Raw genomic sequence first — 16,646 nt, 5'->3', positions numbered from 1 at the left:
GTATACCTAGTATATAGAAGATACCCTTTCTTCACTAGATGTAATACCAAGTGGATAGAAAAGATAACTCTCTTCACTAACCTGCTAATGAGGAGGGATTAAGTCGAATAATGGAGATTCCTTATCCAAAAAGAAACCTGAACTGTGAATACGGAAAATATTTACCCTTTATTTATTGGGACTGAAATCATTATGATATCTCGCTGAATTATTATGGTATTTTTGTGATTTTAAAATGAGTAAAAAAACCTTTTAAATAGAGGATCTGGTTTATGTAGAGTAAAATTATATTTGTCAGAATTTATTTACTTTTGTCGTTGCCGATTTTTCTAATCTTTTTATAAGCTGAAAGTTATGGGATTAATGAACTAAATAAAGTTCGTATATTCATTGTTTCTATGAATATAGTAGTAAATTAACTACATAATTCAACATAATATTAATTATTTTACAGACAAAAAAATCCATGAAATACAACTGTAATGTTTATATAGTGGAAATGAAATTAATGATTGATATAATTAGTTCCGTACCAAGAAATGAACTTATTGGAAGTTTTTGTAGATAATGGTCGAATTGGAGTATCAATACATAATTGATAGATTTTATTCAAGTCCGTAATTCTATTATAATCCTCTCGCTAAATATAGAAGAGATTTAAGTGAGATAGAGAGAAAGAGTCGTGGCTTTAAATTGAAAGGGGATCATTCATTGTGAAGAAATCGTTTATTGCACTTAATATGGCCGTAGCTATTGGCGCAGGTTCAATGTTTTCAGCTGGGTATGCTTCAGCCGAATCTATATCAGAACTAAAGAAGAAGGAAAGTCAAATTGAAGAAAACCGTTCGAAGGTCCATTCAAATATTAAGGATGCCGAGAAATCCATCGATAAAGTGAAGGGCAAACAAGCCGATTTAGCCTTGCAGCTTCAGAAGCTTGAAAAACAAATGAAGGAAACTGAGAACAAAATCAATGAGCTAAATACTAAGATTACGAAGACGAAAGAACAAATTGAAGAATTGAAGAAAGAAATAAAAGTACTGGAAGATAAGATTGAAAAGCGAAATGAACTACTAAAGGAACGAGCCCGTTCATATCAGGTGACTGGCGGGAATAAGAATTATCTCGAGGTCGTGCTTGGAGCGAGTGACTTCGGCGAATTTGTTGAGCGGTTAAGTGCTGTATCGGCTATTATGGATGCAGACCAAGATTTGATCGCTGAACAAGAGCGTGATAAGAAAGAATTAGAAGAAAAGAAGACTTCCGTTGAGAAGAAGTTAAGCGACTTAGAGTCCATGATGGCTGAAGTGAAAAAAATGAAGGCCAAGCAGGAACAACAGAAAAAAGAGAAAAACCAGCTCATGAAGCAATTGAAAAAGGAACAAAAGCATCTTGAAAAAGAAAAAATCGGAATGGAAGAAGAAGCAGACATCCTAGCCGGTCAAGAAGCAGCTATTAAGAAAGCCATCGCACAAGAGCAAGCACGTCAAGCAGAGATTGCCAGACAGAAGCAAGCTGAGAAGAAGCGTCAAGACGAGCTGGCTAAACAGCGGGCAGCAGAAGCGAAGAAGCAATCTGCTCCAAGCACAAGCTCAAGTAAAAGCTCTGGCTCATCAAGCTCAGTGTCAGCGCCTAAGGCTGCCCCTGCTCCAGCAAGCAGCGGTTCATCCGGCAGCTTCATGAAACCTTCTGCCGGTTATTATTCTTCCGGTTATGGCGGAAGATGGGGGAAAAATCATAACGGAATTGATATTGCAGCCTCTGGGAATGTACCTATTGTCGCAGCAGCAGACGGGGTAGTTTCCAGGTCTTATTTCTCATCCTCCTATGGGAATGCTATCTTTATTACGCATTACATCAATGGCAAGCAGTATACGACTGTCTATGCACATTTGAGCTCACGTATGGCAAGTAACGGACAAACTGTTAAGAAGGGCCAGCAGATTGGTGTGATGGGAAATACAGGAAATTCGTTTGGCCAGCATTTGCACTTTGAGCTTCATGAAGGACCTTGGAATATCAGCAAATCAAACGCTGTTGATCCGCGTAAATATTTCTAGCCAAAAGAAAGGGCCTATGGGCCCTTTTTCTTATACTGATATTACAGAAAAATACTTGTTTACCTAATTATCCCATTGTTGTATAATTTGTTTGTGCCAAATAATATAAATATTCTGTAAATTGGAAACGCTTACCCAGCGGGTAACGGGAAAGGAGACGGATAAATGGGAGAAAAGAGTCCGAATTATAAGGAGGACAGCAGCCGAACGAATTATACGGCTATTGTACAATCAGCAGATTTTCAAAAGCTTATGCATGTTAAGACGCGATTCATCATTCCTATGACGTTGTTTTTCTTGATTTTTTACTTTGCTTTGCCACTTTTGACCTCGTATTCGACTGTACTTAATAATTCTTTCTATGGAAACATTACCTGGGCATGGGTGTTTGCCTTCGCTCAATTTATCATGACATGGGCTTTATGCATGATTTACTCGAAAAAGGCCGGTGAGTTTGACCGCTTAACCGATAGAATTCTCCAAATGCGTAAAGGGGGTACTTCTAAATGAATGTAGCTGCCTTTACAATGTTTCTTGGAATCGTATTGGTGACGTTATTGATTACTTATTGGGCTTCCAAACGAACGGGCAATGCTAGTGAGTTTTATACTGCGGGCAGTGGTCTGACCGGCTGGCAGAATGGTCTGGCCATTGCCGGCGATTATATGTCGGCTGCATCCTTTCTTGGTATCGCAGGTTCGATAGCACTTGCCGGCTTCGACGGGTTCTTCTACAGCATCGGGTTTTTGGTTGCATATTTAGTTGTTCTTTATCTAGTTGCAGAACCTCTTCGGAATCTTGGTAAATATACGCTTGCAGATATGCTGGCAGCCCGCTTTGATACAAAAAAAATTAGGGGATTTGCTGCCTTTAATACGCTTTCTATCTCTATCTTCTATATGATTGCCCAATTAGTTGGGGCTGGTGCACTTATAAAATTATTGTTAGGGATTGAATATACGACATCGGTCTTAATTGTCGGTACCCTGATGACAGTGTACGTCATCTTTGGTGGAATGCATGCGACAAGCTGGGTCCAAATCGTGAAAGCACTTCTTTTGATGGCCGGGACTTTCATCATTTCTGTCATTGTTTTAGCGAAGTTTAATTTCAGTATCCCTTATATGTTTGAATATATGAGCACAGCCACTCCGCTGAAAGAGACATTTCTAAATCCTGGTGTTAAATATACGGAAGGGCTTGATACATTGTCGCTCACAATGGGCCTTGTTTTAGGGACAGCAGGCTTGCCTCATATCTTAGTCCGATTTTTTACGGTTAAGGATGCTAAAGCAGCAAGAAGCTCGGTTGTTGTGGCAACATGGATTATCGGCGCCTTCTATGTCATGACAATATTCTTAGGTTTCGGAGCAGCAGCCTTTGTTGGTACAACAGATATCGTCTCAGCCAATGCAGCAGGGAATATGGCAGCACCACTATTAGCCCAGGCGCTTGGCGGTAATATGCTATTTGCCTTTGTATCTGCCGTCGCTTTCGCAACTATCCTGGCTGTTGTAGCTGGATTGGTTCTTACGGGTGCCTCTGCATTTGCGCATGATTTCTATAATGAGATTCTCCGTAAAGGAAAGGCAGGCGAAAAAGAACAGGTAAAGATGGCGCGTTATGCATCCATTGGTGTATCAGTTATCTCAATCCTGCTAGCCTTGGTTGCACAAAACCTTAATGTTGCCTTCCTTGTCTCGCTCGCGTTTGCGGTTGCAGCAAGCGCCAATTTACCGGTTATTCTCTATACGATCTATTGGAAGAAATTCAACACAAACGGTGCGATTAGTGCGATGGTCGTCGGGCTGATTTCCTCTGTCGGATTGGTCATCATCAGCCCGAATGTATTCAGTCCGGATGGTTCAGCCATCTTGACTGGTGAGGCACTCTTCCCGCTCACAACACCAGGCCTTGTGTCCATACCATTAGGCTTTATTGCGGGATATTTAGGAACCATCTTATCACGCCAGAAGGTGGATGAGGCGAAGTTTGATGAGATTTTGGTTAAGTCAAATACAGGGATGGACACCATTCATCGCTAATAAACAGCCAATAAAATAAAATGGAGTGGAACCAAATTTGGTTCCACTCCATTTTTTAGTTTGTATGATTTCCCAAGAAATAGTGTTAGCCCATCTTGATGACAATTTTTCCTTTTGTATGGCCTGATTCGCTAAGCTCTTGGGCATTTCTGACACCGTTTTCGGTGAAGGGGAATTTCTCAAGCTGGGCGGGCTTTAATCTGCCTTGTTCCAGCAGGCTGGCCAGCTCTTGTAATTGATCCCCGCGCGGGATAAGCCAGTGATATTCCTCCCTGATTCCATAACGCTGCGCCTCTTGTTCAGATGGGGGCTCCACAATGGAGACAATCTTGCCGCCTTTATGCAGCACCTTCATGCTGTTAGAGAGAGTCTCGCCTCCTACTGTATCAAATACTGCGTCATACTCATTTAATATTTGTTCAAATGATTCGGATTTATAATCAATGCATTGATCAGCACCAAGTGAAGTTAAATAGCTGTGGTTCTTTTTGCTGGCAGTAGTCGCCACATAAGCACCCTTTAGTTTCGCTAACTGTATGGCATAAGTGCCGACTCCGCCTGCTCCTGCATGAATTAGCACTTTTTGTCCCTCCATAATCTCTAGAACATCAAATAATGCTTGATAAGCCGTAAGGCCTGCAAGCGGAACGGAGGCAGCTTCCTCAAAGGAGATGTTATCTGGAATTCTTGCAAGCAATAGCTCATCGACAACGGTATATTCTGCATATGTACCGTAGCGTGTCAGTTCGGGACGGGCAAAAACACGATCTCCTACTTGAAATTCTTGAACATGTTTTCCGACTTCTGTCACAATCCCGGCAACATCCCAACCAAGAATGATAGGGAATTCAAAGTCATAGCGTTCTTGGAGGTATCCTTCCCGCAGCTTCCAGTCTATCGGATTGACAGAAGCAGCCTTCACTTCCACGAGCACTTGGTTATCAAGCAGGGCAGGCTTTTCCACTACCTTTTCCTTTAACTCTGATACTCCTCCATAAGTTTCAATGACAACAGCCTTCATCATATTTTTCTGCATACATTCCCTCCTCGTTGGTAATGCGAGGAAAAATCCTCTTATTCCTTCATTCCCTTTTATGGAGAGAGTAATCATATCTAGACGATTCCTTCCTGAGATAACAACAAAGGAAAATGCCCTGCCTCGTATAAGACAGAGCAATTTCAAATTCAGCTGCTACTTTCTGCAGACTTAGCATTGATGCATTTAGCGATGAGGATTAGGAGCAAAATGGCCAGGGCGCTAAAGGAGTAAAAAAGATATGATTCATTTTTCTTCATAAAAAAAGACATGAGAGGAGGACCGACAGCAACGCCGAAGAACCGGGCGGAGCTATAAAAGGACGTAATGGTTCCCCTTTGTTCCTTTTCAATGTTTTCAGTTATGAGTGCATCCAAAGATGGCAGAATGGCCCCCAGTCCTGCTCCGAAAATGGATAATATCCCAATCAGCCAAAAAAGATTGTCCAGATGCGAGGTGAAGGCAATGCAAGCGGCTGCTATTAGAAGAGAGCATATAATCAATATTTTCATGGCTTTAATATTATCCTTGATTTTCTTCCCTGTAATGAAGGATGCCACGCATAAAAAGAACAAGGGAATAGCTAATACGAGCCCTTTTTTAATATTATGGATATCATATCTGGATTCCAGAATGTTTGATAAATAAAACTGAACAGCAAATAGAATTAACATAATGAATGCTCCGGTGATAAAAACGCAGTAGAGCCATTTTCCGTCTGTGTGAAAGATTTTTTTGACTTCCTGCAAAAAGTCATGAAGCTTTGTCGGCTCACCCTTCTTTTTAGGCACTTTGATAAAAAAGAGGACCATTAAGAAGCTAATCAAGCTGAAAAAAGAAATCGAGAAGAATGGAATATACCATATCCATAAAGCAAGAGCGGCACCGAGAATAGGGCTCAGTACTTTTCCAAACGTATTGGATGTTTCAACAATCCCTAAACAAGCGCTTGCATCATCATCGTCCTTGTATAAGTCGCCGACCAAAGGCAGGATAATGGGAAAAGCGCCGGCAGAACCAATGCCTTGAATGATTCTTCCGATGATAATCGTCATATAAGGGTTTCCCATCTTCCAAGAAGCAAAGCCTGATATAAGGCCCCCGATGAAGGTGATAGCCAGGCTTGGCAATAAAATCATCTTTCGCCCGAACCTGTCAGAGAGATATCCGGCTATCGGGATAAGCAAAATAGAGGCGACCGAATAACTTGTGATAATCAGGCTGGACTGAAATGAGGAGATGGATACCTTTTTCTCCAATATGGGAAGGACAGGAATTAACATGGAATTGCCCAGCGTCATAATAAGCGGAACTGCAGAAATGCTTGCAAGACACCAAACGCTTACTTTAGACTTATCAGATTTAGAACTCATAATTACACCCTCGTCTCATTCTTTCTTATCGTTGCTTTTTTAATTTGCCTTTAAATCAAGAAAGTATGTAAAGGAAACTCTCGGGGAGTTTTGGTAAATCTTCAAGTCATAAAAAAACGCCGTAAAAACGGCGGACAACGAGGACAGCTTATTAATCCCTGGAGGAGAGGACTCCAATGAAACGAAGAATATATAGAAATAAGTTAACAAAATCAAGATACAGGTTGAGGGCCATCAAAGGGACTTCTTCATCTGATAGGCCATGCTGCTTTATCCGATTGACATCAAATATGACATAGCCGCTGAAAACGAGGATGCCGATAAACGAATAAATGAGCGTTGCCGTTGAGGATAAAGGCGAGAATATATTAAAGATTGCGATGACAATAAGGGCAAGCAGCGCAGCTGTCAGAAAGCCTCCTAAAAAGGAGAAATCACGTTTCGTCGTGGAAGCATAAAGCGAAAGACCTCCAAAAATAATGACTGTTGCCGTTAGGCTCATTAGAACAGGCTTTGCTCCAATGGTCATCAAGTAACTTGTAACGACCGGATACAATGTGATGCCGGAAATAAAGGTGAATGTATATAAGAAACTATAGGAAAGCATTTTTCTCCTTCTTACAAAGAAGGCTGCTATCAGCATTATGAGCTCTAAGATCATGAGCGGGAGGAATAGGGCAGGTGGCACAAAATTCCCGGTGATGAATCCTAGCAATGATATGGCTAATGAAAGGGTAAATGCCCGCAGGATTTTTGGGAGGGCATACCGGCTTGATTCAGTATATGAATTCAACATTCTTTCACTCCTTGTTTTAATGGCTTTCATAGCTTTCTCGATCAAAAAAAATCTAGTCTTGCTCTAGTGTTTTTTCCGAAAACCATGATCCGCGATATAAGAGTATTACGGATGGCAATTGTAAAAGTTTCAATCAGGAAGAACAAGTTTTTTACATGGGATTTTTTTCGGAGAAATTCATATGCATAATTACTTGAAAGAGGGTATACTAAAATCAAACAGAACACATGTTCTTATTATTTTATTTCCAGATAGAAAAATGGGGAGGAATCTATGGTATCCTATCACTAAGAGTTAGACTGTTCTTGAATGCGCGAAAGGAGGACGAAAGGCGATGAATTTCACATTTATCCATGCAGCCGATATACATTTGGACAGCCCGTTGAAAGGCTTGTCACGATACGTTGGGGCACCGGTCGGACGATTGAGAAGTGCTACGCGAGAAGCCTTTATCAATCTCGTTGATTTGGCCATCGACAGGCAAGTAGATTTCGTTATCATAGCAGGAGATTTGTATGACGGCGATTGGAAGGATTATAATACCGGCTTATTTTTTGCCAGTGAGATGGCAAGGCTTGAGAAACATCAAATCCCTGTCTTCATGATCAAAGGAAATCATGATGCAGCAAGCGTGATTACGAAAGAGATCAAGCTGCCTGACAATGTCCATGTGTTTGACGTGAAGAAATGCGGAAGCATTCGTTTAGATGAAATAGGCGTTGCCATACATGGTCAAGGGTTCAGTTCAAGAGCTGTGCTCGATAACCTGGCCAAAGGATATCCTAATAGTGTGGAAGGCTATTTTAATATCGGTATTTTGCATACCTCAGCAGGAGGGCGAGAAGGTCATGAAAATTATGCTCCCTGCTCGATTGAGGATATGAAAGGGAAAGGATATGACTATTGGGCCCTTGGTCATATTCATAAGAGGGAATTTCTATGTGAGAGAGAACCCGTCATCTTATTCCCTGGCAATATCCAAAGCCGTCACAGTAAAGAAACAGGTGTGAAGGGATGTACACTTGTTGAGGTGGAGGATGGAAGCATAAAGGAAATGACCCATGTCCCGCTTGATGTCATCAGATGGGAAGTTATTGAAGCGGATCTCACGGATATGACTCTATATGATGACTTCCTGGCTCAGGCCGAACAAGAAATTGTACGCGCGTTTGATTCGGCGGCCGGCAGGATGCTTGCGATACGGATTATTTTAAATGGTGAAACGGCACTGCATTCAGAGCTTGTGAACAATAAGGAAGCTGTGTTAAATGACCTCCGTTCAATGGCTTTTTCAGTAGGACAAGGCGATATATGGCTTGAAAAGCTAAAAATCAAGACAAGTGCTCCGCATGTCATTTCTGAAGGCGAAAATGCGAATCCGATTATTGGGATGCTGGAATGGATGGATGACCTATCATATGAAGAGCTGCTTGAGGAAATAAAAGCAGAATTCCAGCCGCTTCATAACGCTTTGCCGATGGATTTGAAGCGCGGGGAGGAGCAGGTCATCCCAGATTCAGAGGATGCTCTAAGGGAAAAGCTGCTTACCATTAAAGATCTCATTAAAGATGGATTGCTGCAAGAAAGGGGACAAAGGGTATGAGGTTTGATCGGCTCGAGATTAATGCTTTTGGGCATTTCACGAATTTTTCCATTCCTTTTCAGCCAAATCACTCGTTTCATATACTTTATGGAAATAATGAAGCAGGAAAAAGTACGCTATTGCGCTCCATTACTCAGCTATTATATGGAATTCCGCATAATTCGAAGGATTCCTTCCTTCATCCCAACTCTAAGCTGAGAATTGGCGGGACCATTTCAAATTCCGGGGGAGAATCACTATCCTTTTATAGAAGAAAAGGCAAGACAAAGACCCTTCTTGGCGAAGATGGACAGGCTCTGCCCGATCATTCATTGCTCCCATACATGAATGTGTTATCAGAGGACACTTTTCGATCCATGTTTGCCCTAAATCATGAAACATTGCGTGAAGGCGGAGAAACACTGCTTCAGAGCCATGGCAATGTCGGTGAAAGTTTATTTGCAGCGGCTTCTGGTTTGAATGCCATCAAAAATGTGATGATAGGTTTAGAATCGGAAAGCAAAAACTTATATAAAGCTGGAGGCTCAAAGCCGCCAATTAATGAACTTATACGAAAAGAAAAAGACTTGACTAAGAAAATTAATGATTCACTCATGCTCGCCCGGCAATGGAAGGAGCTTGAGAAAGAATATAAGGATGGGCAAGCCTCCCTTGCAGAACTGAGAGAAAAATATGCTCAGGTAAATGCCGCCATTAAGAAGCTGGAAAAAGTGCGCACAGCTCATCCGAAAATAATGGAAAGAAATCGTTTGATGGAGGAATTGGCCAAGTATGAAGCTGTGCCTAATCTCCCTATTGATTGTTCCCTGCAAAGGATTAATTTATCCAAAACGATTCATGATTGTGCAGATGCTGTGCGTTCAGCAAACCAGGAGGCGAAACAGCTAAGAGCTAAGCTCGAGGAGATTGAAGTTGATGAGCGTATATTACAGCAAGAGTCCATCATCCGCTCCCTTAACAGTGACATTGGGGCTTATGAAAAGGAACAGCGTGACTATGAGGCTATCAAAGGAAGCGCGGAGAATCGTCTTAACCAAATAAATGATTTGTTGGCGTATATGGGTGCCGGGGAAATGGAACAGATGGAGAGATTCCGAATCCTTCCATCACGCAAGAGAGACATTCGTTCATTGCATGAAGCACATGGTCTGCTCGAAAAGTCTATCGCTGACTTGCGGCAGCGCATATCTGTTTTAGAAGAGATCGTCGCACAAAAGCAGAGGGAGTGCGAAGAGTTTGGTGAGGTACATGCAGTCGATGATTTGCTATCAGCCTTGTCCGCTGCTCATGAAGAGGGAAGATTAGGGCAACGGATAACAGAAAAAGAAATGACAGTGGCTGAAATGCATCGGAACATCGACGCTGAATTAACTTTTCTTCCTATATGGAAAGGAAGCCGGGAAGATTTTTCTATCCTTCAAATTCGAATTTTGGACGAAACCATTCAAAAGTTCATTGAGGAAGAACGGATTCAAAAGGAAGAGATTCTTTCCTGGATACAAAAGATTAATACGGAGGAAGAGCTTCTAGAAGCTGCCCGAATGAACCTGCGTAATCTTGAAGCAAGTACGATAATTCCGACCGAGGAACATCTAAAGGATGCCAGAGATGCGCGTGATGCCGGCTGGGAACTTGTTCGACAAACTCTTGAAGGAAAAGAAGTAGAGGTAGAAGCGATTACGCTTTATGCTGGCAAGGAAACATTAGCGGATGTATATGAAAGCCGTTCAAGGAAGGCGGATGAATTGGCTGATGTAATGAGGCACGAATCTGCTAAGGTCGGTATGAAGCAAAAATATTTGAATGATATTGAGGGAGCCAGCAAGCGGATTGAAGGTTATAAGCACACGTTGAATCATCTGCATGAAGAGGAACGGCAATTTAAAGAGAAGTGGAAATCAGTCTGGCTGGAGTACGGAATGAATCCTCTTTCTCCACAAGAGATGAAGGCTTGGATGGCGAAATATAAGGAGATAAAGCAGCTGCTCTCAGCGTGCAAGAAGGAAGAAGATTCCTGTGCGCTTCTCTTGCAGAAAAGCAAGCACCTGAAGGAACGGTTATATGAGGCTTTATCATCCATTAAGCCATTAGAAGAATCCTATGAAAAATACTCATTAGAGTCTTTATTAAAGGAGGCATCTGTCTTCAAGGATAAAGAATCGGCGCGTATAAATGAAAAAAAGGCGATTGAAACAGAATGGCTGAACAGGAAAGCGGATCTCGCCAAGCTTGAAGAGGAATTAAAAGTAAAAGTACGTGAATTTGATGAGTGGAAAATAGATTGGCAGGAAGCTATCACTCCGCTAAATCTTGACGCAGCTTCTTCAACGGAATCTGCGCTTGAACAAATCGAACGCTATGATCGTTGCATCAATCTATATGATGAATGGTCAGAGCTAAACATAAAGATGGATGCGAGTATGAGGTTTGTGAAGGACTATGAGGATAAGGTTGAGGCTATATTGGATCAGGTAGGCTGGCCTAAGCCTGTGAATATTCAATCCCTTGTCTTTAATTTAGCAGAGGCATTGCGGCAACAGCAGCAAAATCAGCGTGATGAAAAAGAATGGCAAAGTCAGCTGGAGAAACGATTAGCCGAATATGAAACGGCATCTTCCAAGAAAAAGTCAGCTGAGGCTTCCATGCAGTCTTTGTTTGAATTAGCAGGTGTTGAAACAGAAGAACAATTGCAAGCCGTCGAGGAACAGTTTGAGAAGAAACAGGAATTAATCAGGAAAGTTGATGGCGTGATGACCATTCTTCAGGAAGTCGCTGGAGGACAATCCGTTCATGAATTAGAGCGGGAAGTGATGGAGCAGGACATGGATCTTCTCGAAGTCCATTTGGCAGAGCTAAAACTCGAATTGACTGAAATAGATGAGAATCGCTCCATGGCAAACCAGGCTTTTGGTGTCTGCAAGAAGGAATATGAAGAAAAAATACAGGGGAATTCTGTTTCAACGGTAATCGCTACAGAAGAAAGAGAGTCCATTGTGGCTGAACTATCTAATCTCTGTGAACAGTATGTGGAGAAAAGACTGGCTGTCATGATCCTGCAAAAGGGAATTGAATATTATCGAGCTCAAAATCAGAACCCGATTCTTACCCGTGCATCCGATTTATTTGCTCGCTTGACACTCTATTCCTTTGAGGGATTGACGGTTGACTATAATGAGAAGGATGAAGAAGTTCTCCTTGGTGTCAAAAATGGGGAGAAGGTTGGCATCGAGGCAATGAGCGATGGAACGAAGGACCAGCTCTATTTAGCCTTGCGCGTTGCCAGTATAGAAAAATATTGTGAAGAAAATGAACCAATCCCTTTTATTGTGGATGATATTCTTGTTCACTTTGACAATGACCGTTCAAAGATAACATTAGCCATCCTGAGGGAGCTGTCACAAAAGACGCAAGTCATCTTCTTCACGCACCATGCCCATTTGGTTGACCTGATTGGGGAATCTATGGGAGAAAATGAATACCAATTGATTGAAGTCAATAAAGAAGCCGTCATGCAATAATGTGAATGAGAATAAGGGAAAGGCAGAACCGCATCATAAAGGTTCTGCCTTTTTGGTTGATAAAAAAAGAGAACCGAGGGAAAGTGACCTCGGCTCTCTGCTGTGAAATTATTTCGCTTTTCTAGCTAATTCGTCGACACGGTTAAGGTTATCCTCAAGGCTTAATCTTGTCGCTGATTTGCTAAGGAATTGATAAAGCATGCCCACAAAGACTGCTCCGCCGACAATATTGCCAAGGGTAACAGGAATCAGGTTATAGATTGCTGCACCAATGGAAATCGTATCAGGGTGTGGCGAAACCAATGCAATAGAGAATAAAGAAAGATTGGCGATGCTATGCTCAAAGCCAGCGCTAAAGAACAAGAACACGACGAGAATCATCATAGCCATTTTAGCTCCATCGCCTTTTACTTGAGTCGGCAGGAAGACTGCTAAGCACACAAGCCAGTTACACAAAATTCCTTTGAAGAAAAGGGCTGTGACAGATCCGTGCATTTTATATGAAACGATTTCGTGCAATAAATGATCATTTGGAATATGGCTGAAAATGCCAGTTAAATAGAAAAGACCTGCTAGGAAAATGGCACCTGCAGCATTTCCTAAGTAGCAGGCTCCCCAGTTCCGTCCAATATCACGTAAAGCGACTTCTTTTCGCATATAGGCAACCGTAAAATAAGACGTATTACCAGTAAATAATTCAGCTCCGCCATATGTAATCAAAATCAAGGCGATGCCAAAGAATAAGGCTGGGAATAGATAAGCAAATGGCGAGTCAGCCACGCGGAAATATTCACCTGTTCGGAAGCATGTGACAATTAAGAATCCAACAAAGATCCCTGCCAGCATTGCTCGTATAAAATAATGTAGCGGATAGTTATCCAATAGTCTTTTCTTTTTGTGGGCAAGTGCCACAAAATACTTCAGACCTTGTTCTTCCATGATGTAGTCCTCCTGGTTGTAGATATTTAGCACTAATTAACCTACTATACATGTCCTGAATTATCAATATTATTTCGGACTGGTAATTGATAGTAATTTTTCGTGGATGCTGATTACCCATTCATGAATACGGGTAATGTGATACAAAGGATGGTGATACTGATGAAGAATCGATTCATGAAAAGAATATTAGTCGCAGCAGCACCAGCTGTTCTTGGGTATTTATCCAAGCGCTTTTTTGGCAAGAAGAAGCGTGTTGCATAAAGGAAGACGGGCGATAAGCTCGTTTTTTCTTTTGCTCTGATTTTAATTTGCCCTGAAAATAGTCCTCTACTATCGATTTAGGCAATTGACTATATTTAACTGGATGTGAGAAAATATGTCTGTTTGACTAATCGTTTATTTAGAGACAATCATTCACATAATGATTGTCTGCGTGGTATAGTGATAAGATGGACTTTTATATAAAGGATGGCATATATGACAAATTTAAAAGAGCAAATAGAATCAAGACGAACCTTTGCGATTATTTCCCACCCGGATGCCGGGAAAACGACCCTGACAGAGAAGCTGCTGCTTTTCGGTGGCGCGATTCGTGATGCTGGAACCGTGAAGGGGAGAAAAACAGGAAAATATGCGACGAGTGACTGGATGGAAATTGAGAAGCAGCGTGGGATATCGGTTACTTCAAGTGTCATGCAATTTGACTATAATGGGACACGGGTGAACATTCTCGACACACCTGGTCACCAAGACTTCAGTGAAGATACGTATCGAACATTGATGGCGGTTGACAGTGCAGTCATGATTATCGATGCAGCGAAAGGGATCGAGGCCCAGACTTTGAAGCTGTTTAAGGTATGTCGTATGAGAGGAATCCCGATTTTCACCTTCATTAATAAAATGGACCGCCAAGGGAAAATGCCACTAGAGCTGTTGGCTGAGCTTGAAGAGGTGCTCGGAATTGAATCTTACCCAATGAATTGGCCAATGGGCATGGGAAAAGATTTCTTCGGTATTTATGACCGCTTCTATAATCGCATTGAAATGTTCAAAGCCGAAGAAGAGCAGCGCTTTATTCCGCTCAATGAGGATGGAGAAGTAGAAGGAAGCCATCCAGGCATGGACGAGGTCTTGTATGAGCAAACACTTGAAGAAGTCATGCTTCTTAATGAAGCTGGTAATGAGTTCTCCCGTGAGAAGGTACTAAACGGGGAATTGATTCCTGTATTCTTTGGAAGTGCTCTAACAAACTTCGGAGTACAGACTTTCTTGGATACGTATTTGCAATTTGCGCCAATGCCTAGCCCAAGGGAATCCTCCGCCGGGCCGATTGAGCCTGTTCAAGAAACGTTCTCAGGATTTATCTTTAAGATTCAGGCTAACATGAACCCGATGCACCGTGACCGTATAGCTTTCTTCCGCATTTGCTCAGGTAAATTTGAAAGAGGCATGAACGTCACGTTAAGCCGTACAGGAAAACCGATGAAACTCAACAATTCTACCCAGTTCCTTGCTGAGGAACGAAATAATGTATCTGAAGCGGTAGCAGGTGACATCATTGGTCTGTATGATACAGGCACTTATCAAATTGGCGATACGCTTACTTCTGGGAAGGAAGCTTTCTCCTTTGAGAAACTTCCACAATTCACGCCTGAAATGTTCGTGAGGGTCAGCGCTAAAAACGTGCTTAAACAAAAGCATTTCCATAAAGGGATCAATCAGCTGGTGCAAGAAGGAGCTATCCAGCTCTTTAAGACAGTCGGCATTGAATCTTATATTCTTGGTGCTGTCGGTCAGCTTCAGTTTGAAGTATTCGAGCATCGGATGAAAAATGAATACAATACAGAAGTCATCATGGAGCGAATGGGCGATAAAATTGCTCGCTGGACGACTAGTGATAAGGTGGATGAGAAACTTTCAAGCTCAAGAAGTATGCTTGTGCGCGATCGCTATGACCAATATGCCTTCTTATTTGAAAATGATTTCGCGCTGCGCTGGTTCCAGGAGAAGAACCCTGATGTGGAACTTTACAACCCGATGGACCAGCATGAAAGATAAACGCCCCATTAAGCTGCCTCTTAAAAGAGGTGGCTTTTTCCTGTTAAAAAATGGTTGACATATTTTTCAGAATGTTCTTACAATAGTGTAAAGTAAAAGGGAGAGTTGATAAAATGAAGCATGTATATTTTTTTACTGGATTCCCAGGTTTTATATCAAACCAGCTTATTCGCGAGCTCTTGGATACGGATGCAGACTTCAGTAAATTGGTTGCTATCGTTTTGCCCTCACAAATTGAAAAGGCACAAGACGAAAGGAATAAAATCATACACGAATTTCACTTGAGTGAGGAACAATTTCTGTTTGTTGCTGGGGATATTTCAAAGCCGGGTTTAAATATACCGAAGGATGAAAGCGTTTTCGAGAAAGCGGATATTACGCATGTTTTCCATCTGGCTGCCATTTATGATTTAGCCGTGCCAAAGGAAATCGCTTATTCCGTCAATGTGGAAGGCACGAGAAATATGAATGAATTTGTGAAAACTCTTCCGAACATTAAGCGGTATACCTATTTTAGCACGGCATACGTAGCTGGAAGAAGGGAAGGGAATCTTTATGAAGATGAACTGATAAGACCCGAAGCCTTCAAGAATTTTTATGAAGAAACGAAATATGAAGCAGAGGTCCTGGTGCGTTCCTTGATGGATGAGGTGCCGGTAACCATCATTCGCCCTGGAATCGTGAAAGGGAGCACAACAACAGGCGAAACAATTAAGTTTGATGGACCATACTTTATCTTAAATTTTCTTGATAGGGTGCGTTTCCTGCCCATTATTCCTTATATCACGAAATCAGTTTGTGTAATCAACCTTGTGCCGATTGATTACATTATTAAGGCAACCTCCTATTTGAGCTTAAATGCTAAAGGAGTCGGTAAAACGTACCACCTGACAGATCCTAAACCATATACAGTAACAGAGGTTTATCGGATGTTTACGAACATGTATAATGGGAAGGAACCGAAAGGATATATCCCTTTTGTGCTTACAAAGTCGATGCTGAAAATCAAACCCGTTCGTCAATATTTCGGTGTTGAAGTAGAATCGCTCGATTATTTCAGCTGGAAGGGTTATTTCGATTGTTCAAATGCCCAGACAGATCTTGAAGGAAGCGGTATCCAATGTCCGGATTTTAAAGACGGAGTCCTGCCAATGATTGATTATTATCGGGCTAATAAACAACGGTCAGAATTTCATATTGAAATTACATAAGGAG

The 16,646-nt window shown here is 41.8% G+C and carries 11 protein-coding genes; 7 read left to right on the top strand and 4 right to left on the bottom strand.

The features are described 5' to 3' along the window. The first annotated feature begins 713 nt into the window (after positions 1–713). From CYL18_RS11845 to CYL18_RS11835, 3 genes are all read left to right on the top strand, one after another. On the top strand, positions 714–2,060 hold the full coding sequence (locus tag CYL18_RS11845; RefSeq protein ID WP_104849721.1) for a murein hydrolase activator EnvC family protein: 1,347 nt from the start codon (positions 714–716) through the stop codon (positions 2,058–2,060). 165 nt (positions 2,061–2,225) lie between these two features. Next, entirely contained in the window at positions 2,226–2,570 is a 345-nt protein-coding gene (locus CYL18_RS11840; protein WP_104849720.1) for a DUF485 domain-containing protein, read from the top strand. Further along, positions 2,567–4,105 carry a solute symporter family protein gene (locus CYL18_RS11835; RefSeq protein ID WP_104849719.1) on the top strand — a complete coding sequence of 513 codons (1,539 nt, stop codon included), beginning with the start codon at positions 2,567–2,569 and terminating at the stop codon, positions 4,103–4,105. The genes CYL18_RS11840 and CYL18_RS11835 overlap by 4 nt, the downstream gene beginning before the upstream one ends. 85 nt (positions 4,106–4,190) lie before the next feature. Here CYL18_RS11835 and CYL18_RS11830 read toward each other — a convergent pair whose 3' ends face one another. From CYL18_RS11830 to CYL18_RS11820, 3 genes are all read right to left on the bottom strand, one after another. After that, complete coding sequence (locus tag CYL18_RS11830) at positions 4,191–5,141, bottom strand: NADP-dependent oxidoreductase (protein WP_330847592.1); 951 nt, start codon at positions 5,139–5,141, stop codon at positions 4,191–4,193. A 149-nt stretch (positions 5,142–5,290) separates the two neighbouring features. Continuing rightward, positions 5,291–6,514 (bottom strand): MFS transporter, encoded by a 1,224-nt coding sequence (locus CYL18_RS11825; RefSeq protein ID WP_104849718.1) that lies wholly within the window; start codon positions 6,512–6,514, stop codon positions 5,291–5,293. Positions 6,515–6,665: 151 nt separating this feature from the next. After that, complete coding sequence (locus tag CYL18_RS11820; protein ID WP_104849717.1) at positions 6,666–7,310, bottom strand: Bax inhibitor-1/YccA family protein; 645 nt, start codon at positions 7,308–7,310, stop codon at positions 6,666–6,668. Positions 7,311–7,644: 334 nt separating this feature from the next. On the opposite strand from CYL18_RS11820, the gene CYL18_RS11815 reads away from it, so the two are divergent. Both CYL18_RS11815 and CYL18_RS11810 read left to right on the top strand, forming a co-directional pair. Continuing rightward, positions 7,645–8,913, top strand: coding sequence for a metallophosphoesterase family protein (locus tag CYL18_RS11815; protein ID WP_104849716.1), 1,269 nt, complete (start codon positions 7,645–7,647; stop codon positions 8,911–8,913). Beyond that, positions 8,910–12,431, top strand: a complete 3,522-nt coding sequence (locus tag CYL18_RS11810) for a YhaN family protein (RefSeq protein WP_104849715.1) — start codon at positions 8,910–8,912, stop codon at positions 12,429–12,431. Before CYL18_RS11815 ends, CYL18_RS11810 begins: the two co-directional genes overlap by 4 nt. 108 nt (positions 12,432–12,539) lie before the next feature. On the opposite strand, the gene CYL18_RS11805 is transcribed toward CYL18_RS11810, so the two are convergent. After that, positions 12,540–13,370: a formate/nitrite transporter family protein gene (locus tag CYL18_RS11805; protein WP_104849714.1), complete on the bottom strand. Its 831-nt coding sequence runs from the start codon at positions 13,368–13,370 to the stop codon at positions 12,540–12,542. Positions 13,371–13,850: 480 nt separating this feature from the next. On the opposite strand from CYL18_RS11805, the gene CYL18_RS11800 reads away from it, so the two are divergent. Next, complete coding sequence (locus CYL18_RS11800) at positions 13,851–15,431, top strand: peptide chain release factor 3 (protein ID WP_104849713.1); 1,581 nt, start codon at positions 13,851–13,853, stop codon at positions 15,429–15,431. 113 nt (positions 15,432–15,544) lie between these two features. Continuing rightward, positions 15,545–16,642: an SDR family oxidoreductase gene (locus CYL18_RS11795; RefSeq protein ID WP_104849712.1), complete on the top strand. Its 1,098-nt coding sequence runs from the start codon at positions 15,545–15,547 to the stop codon at positions 16,640–16,642. The last annotated feature ends 4 nt before the right edge of the window (positions 16,643–16,646 follow it).

It is taken from the genome of Pradoshia eiseniae (genome assembly GCF_002946355.1).
Lineage (GTDB): Bacteria > Bacillota > Bacilli > Bacillales > Pradoshiaceae > Pradoshia > Pradoshia eiseniae.
This window is presented reverse-complemented; position numbering and strand designations above follow the sequence as displayed.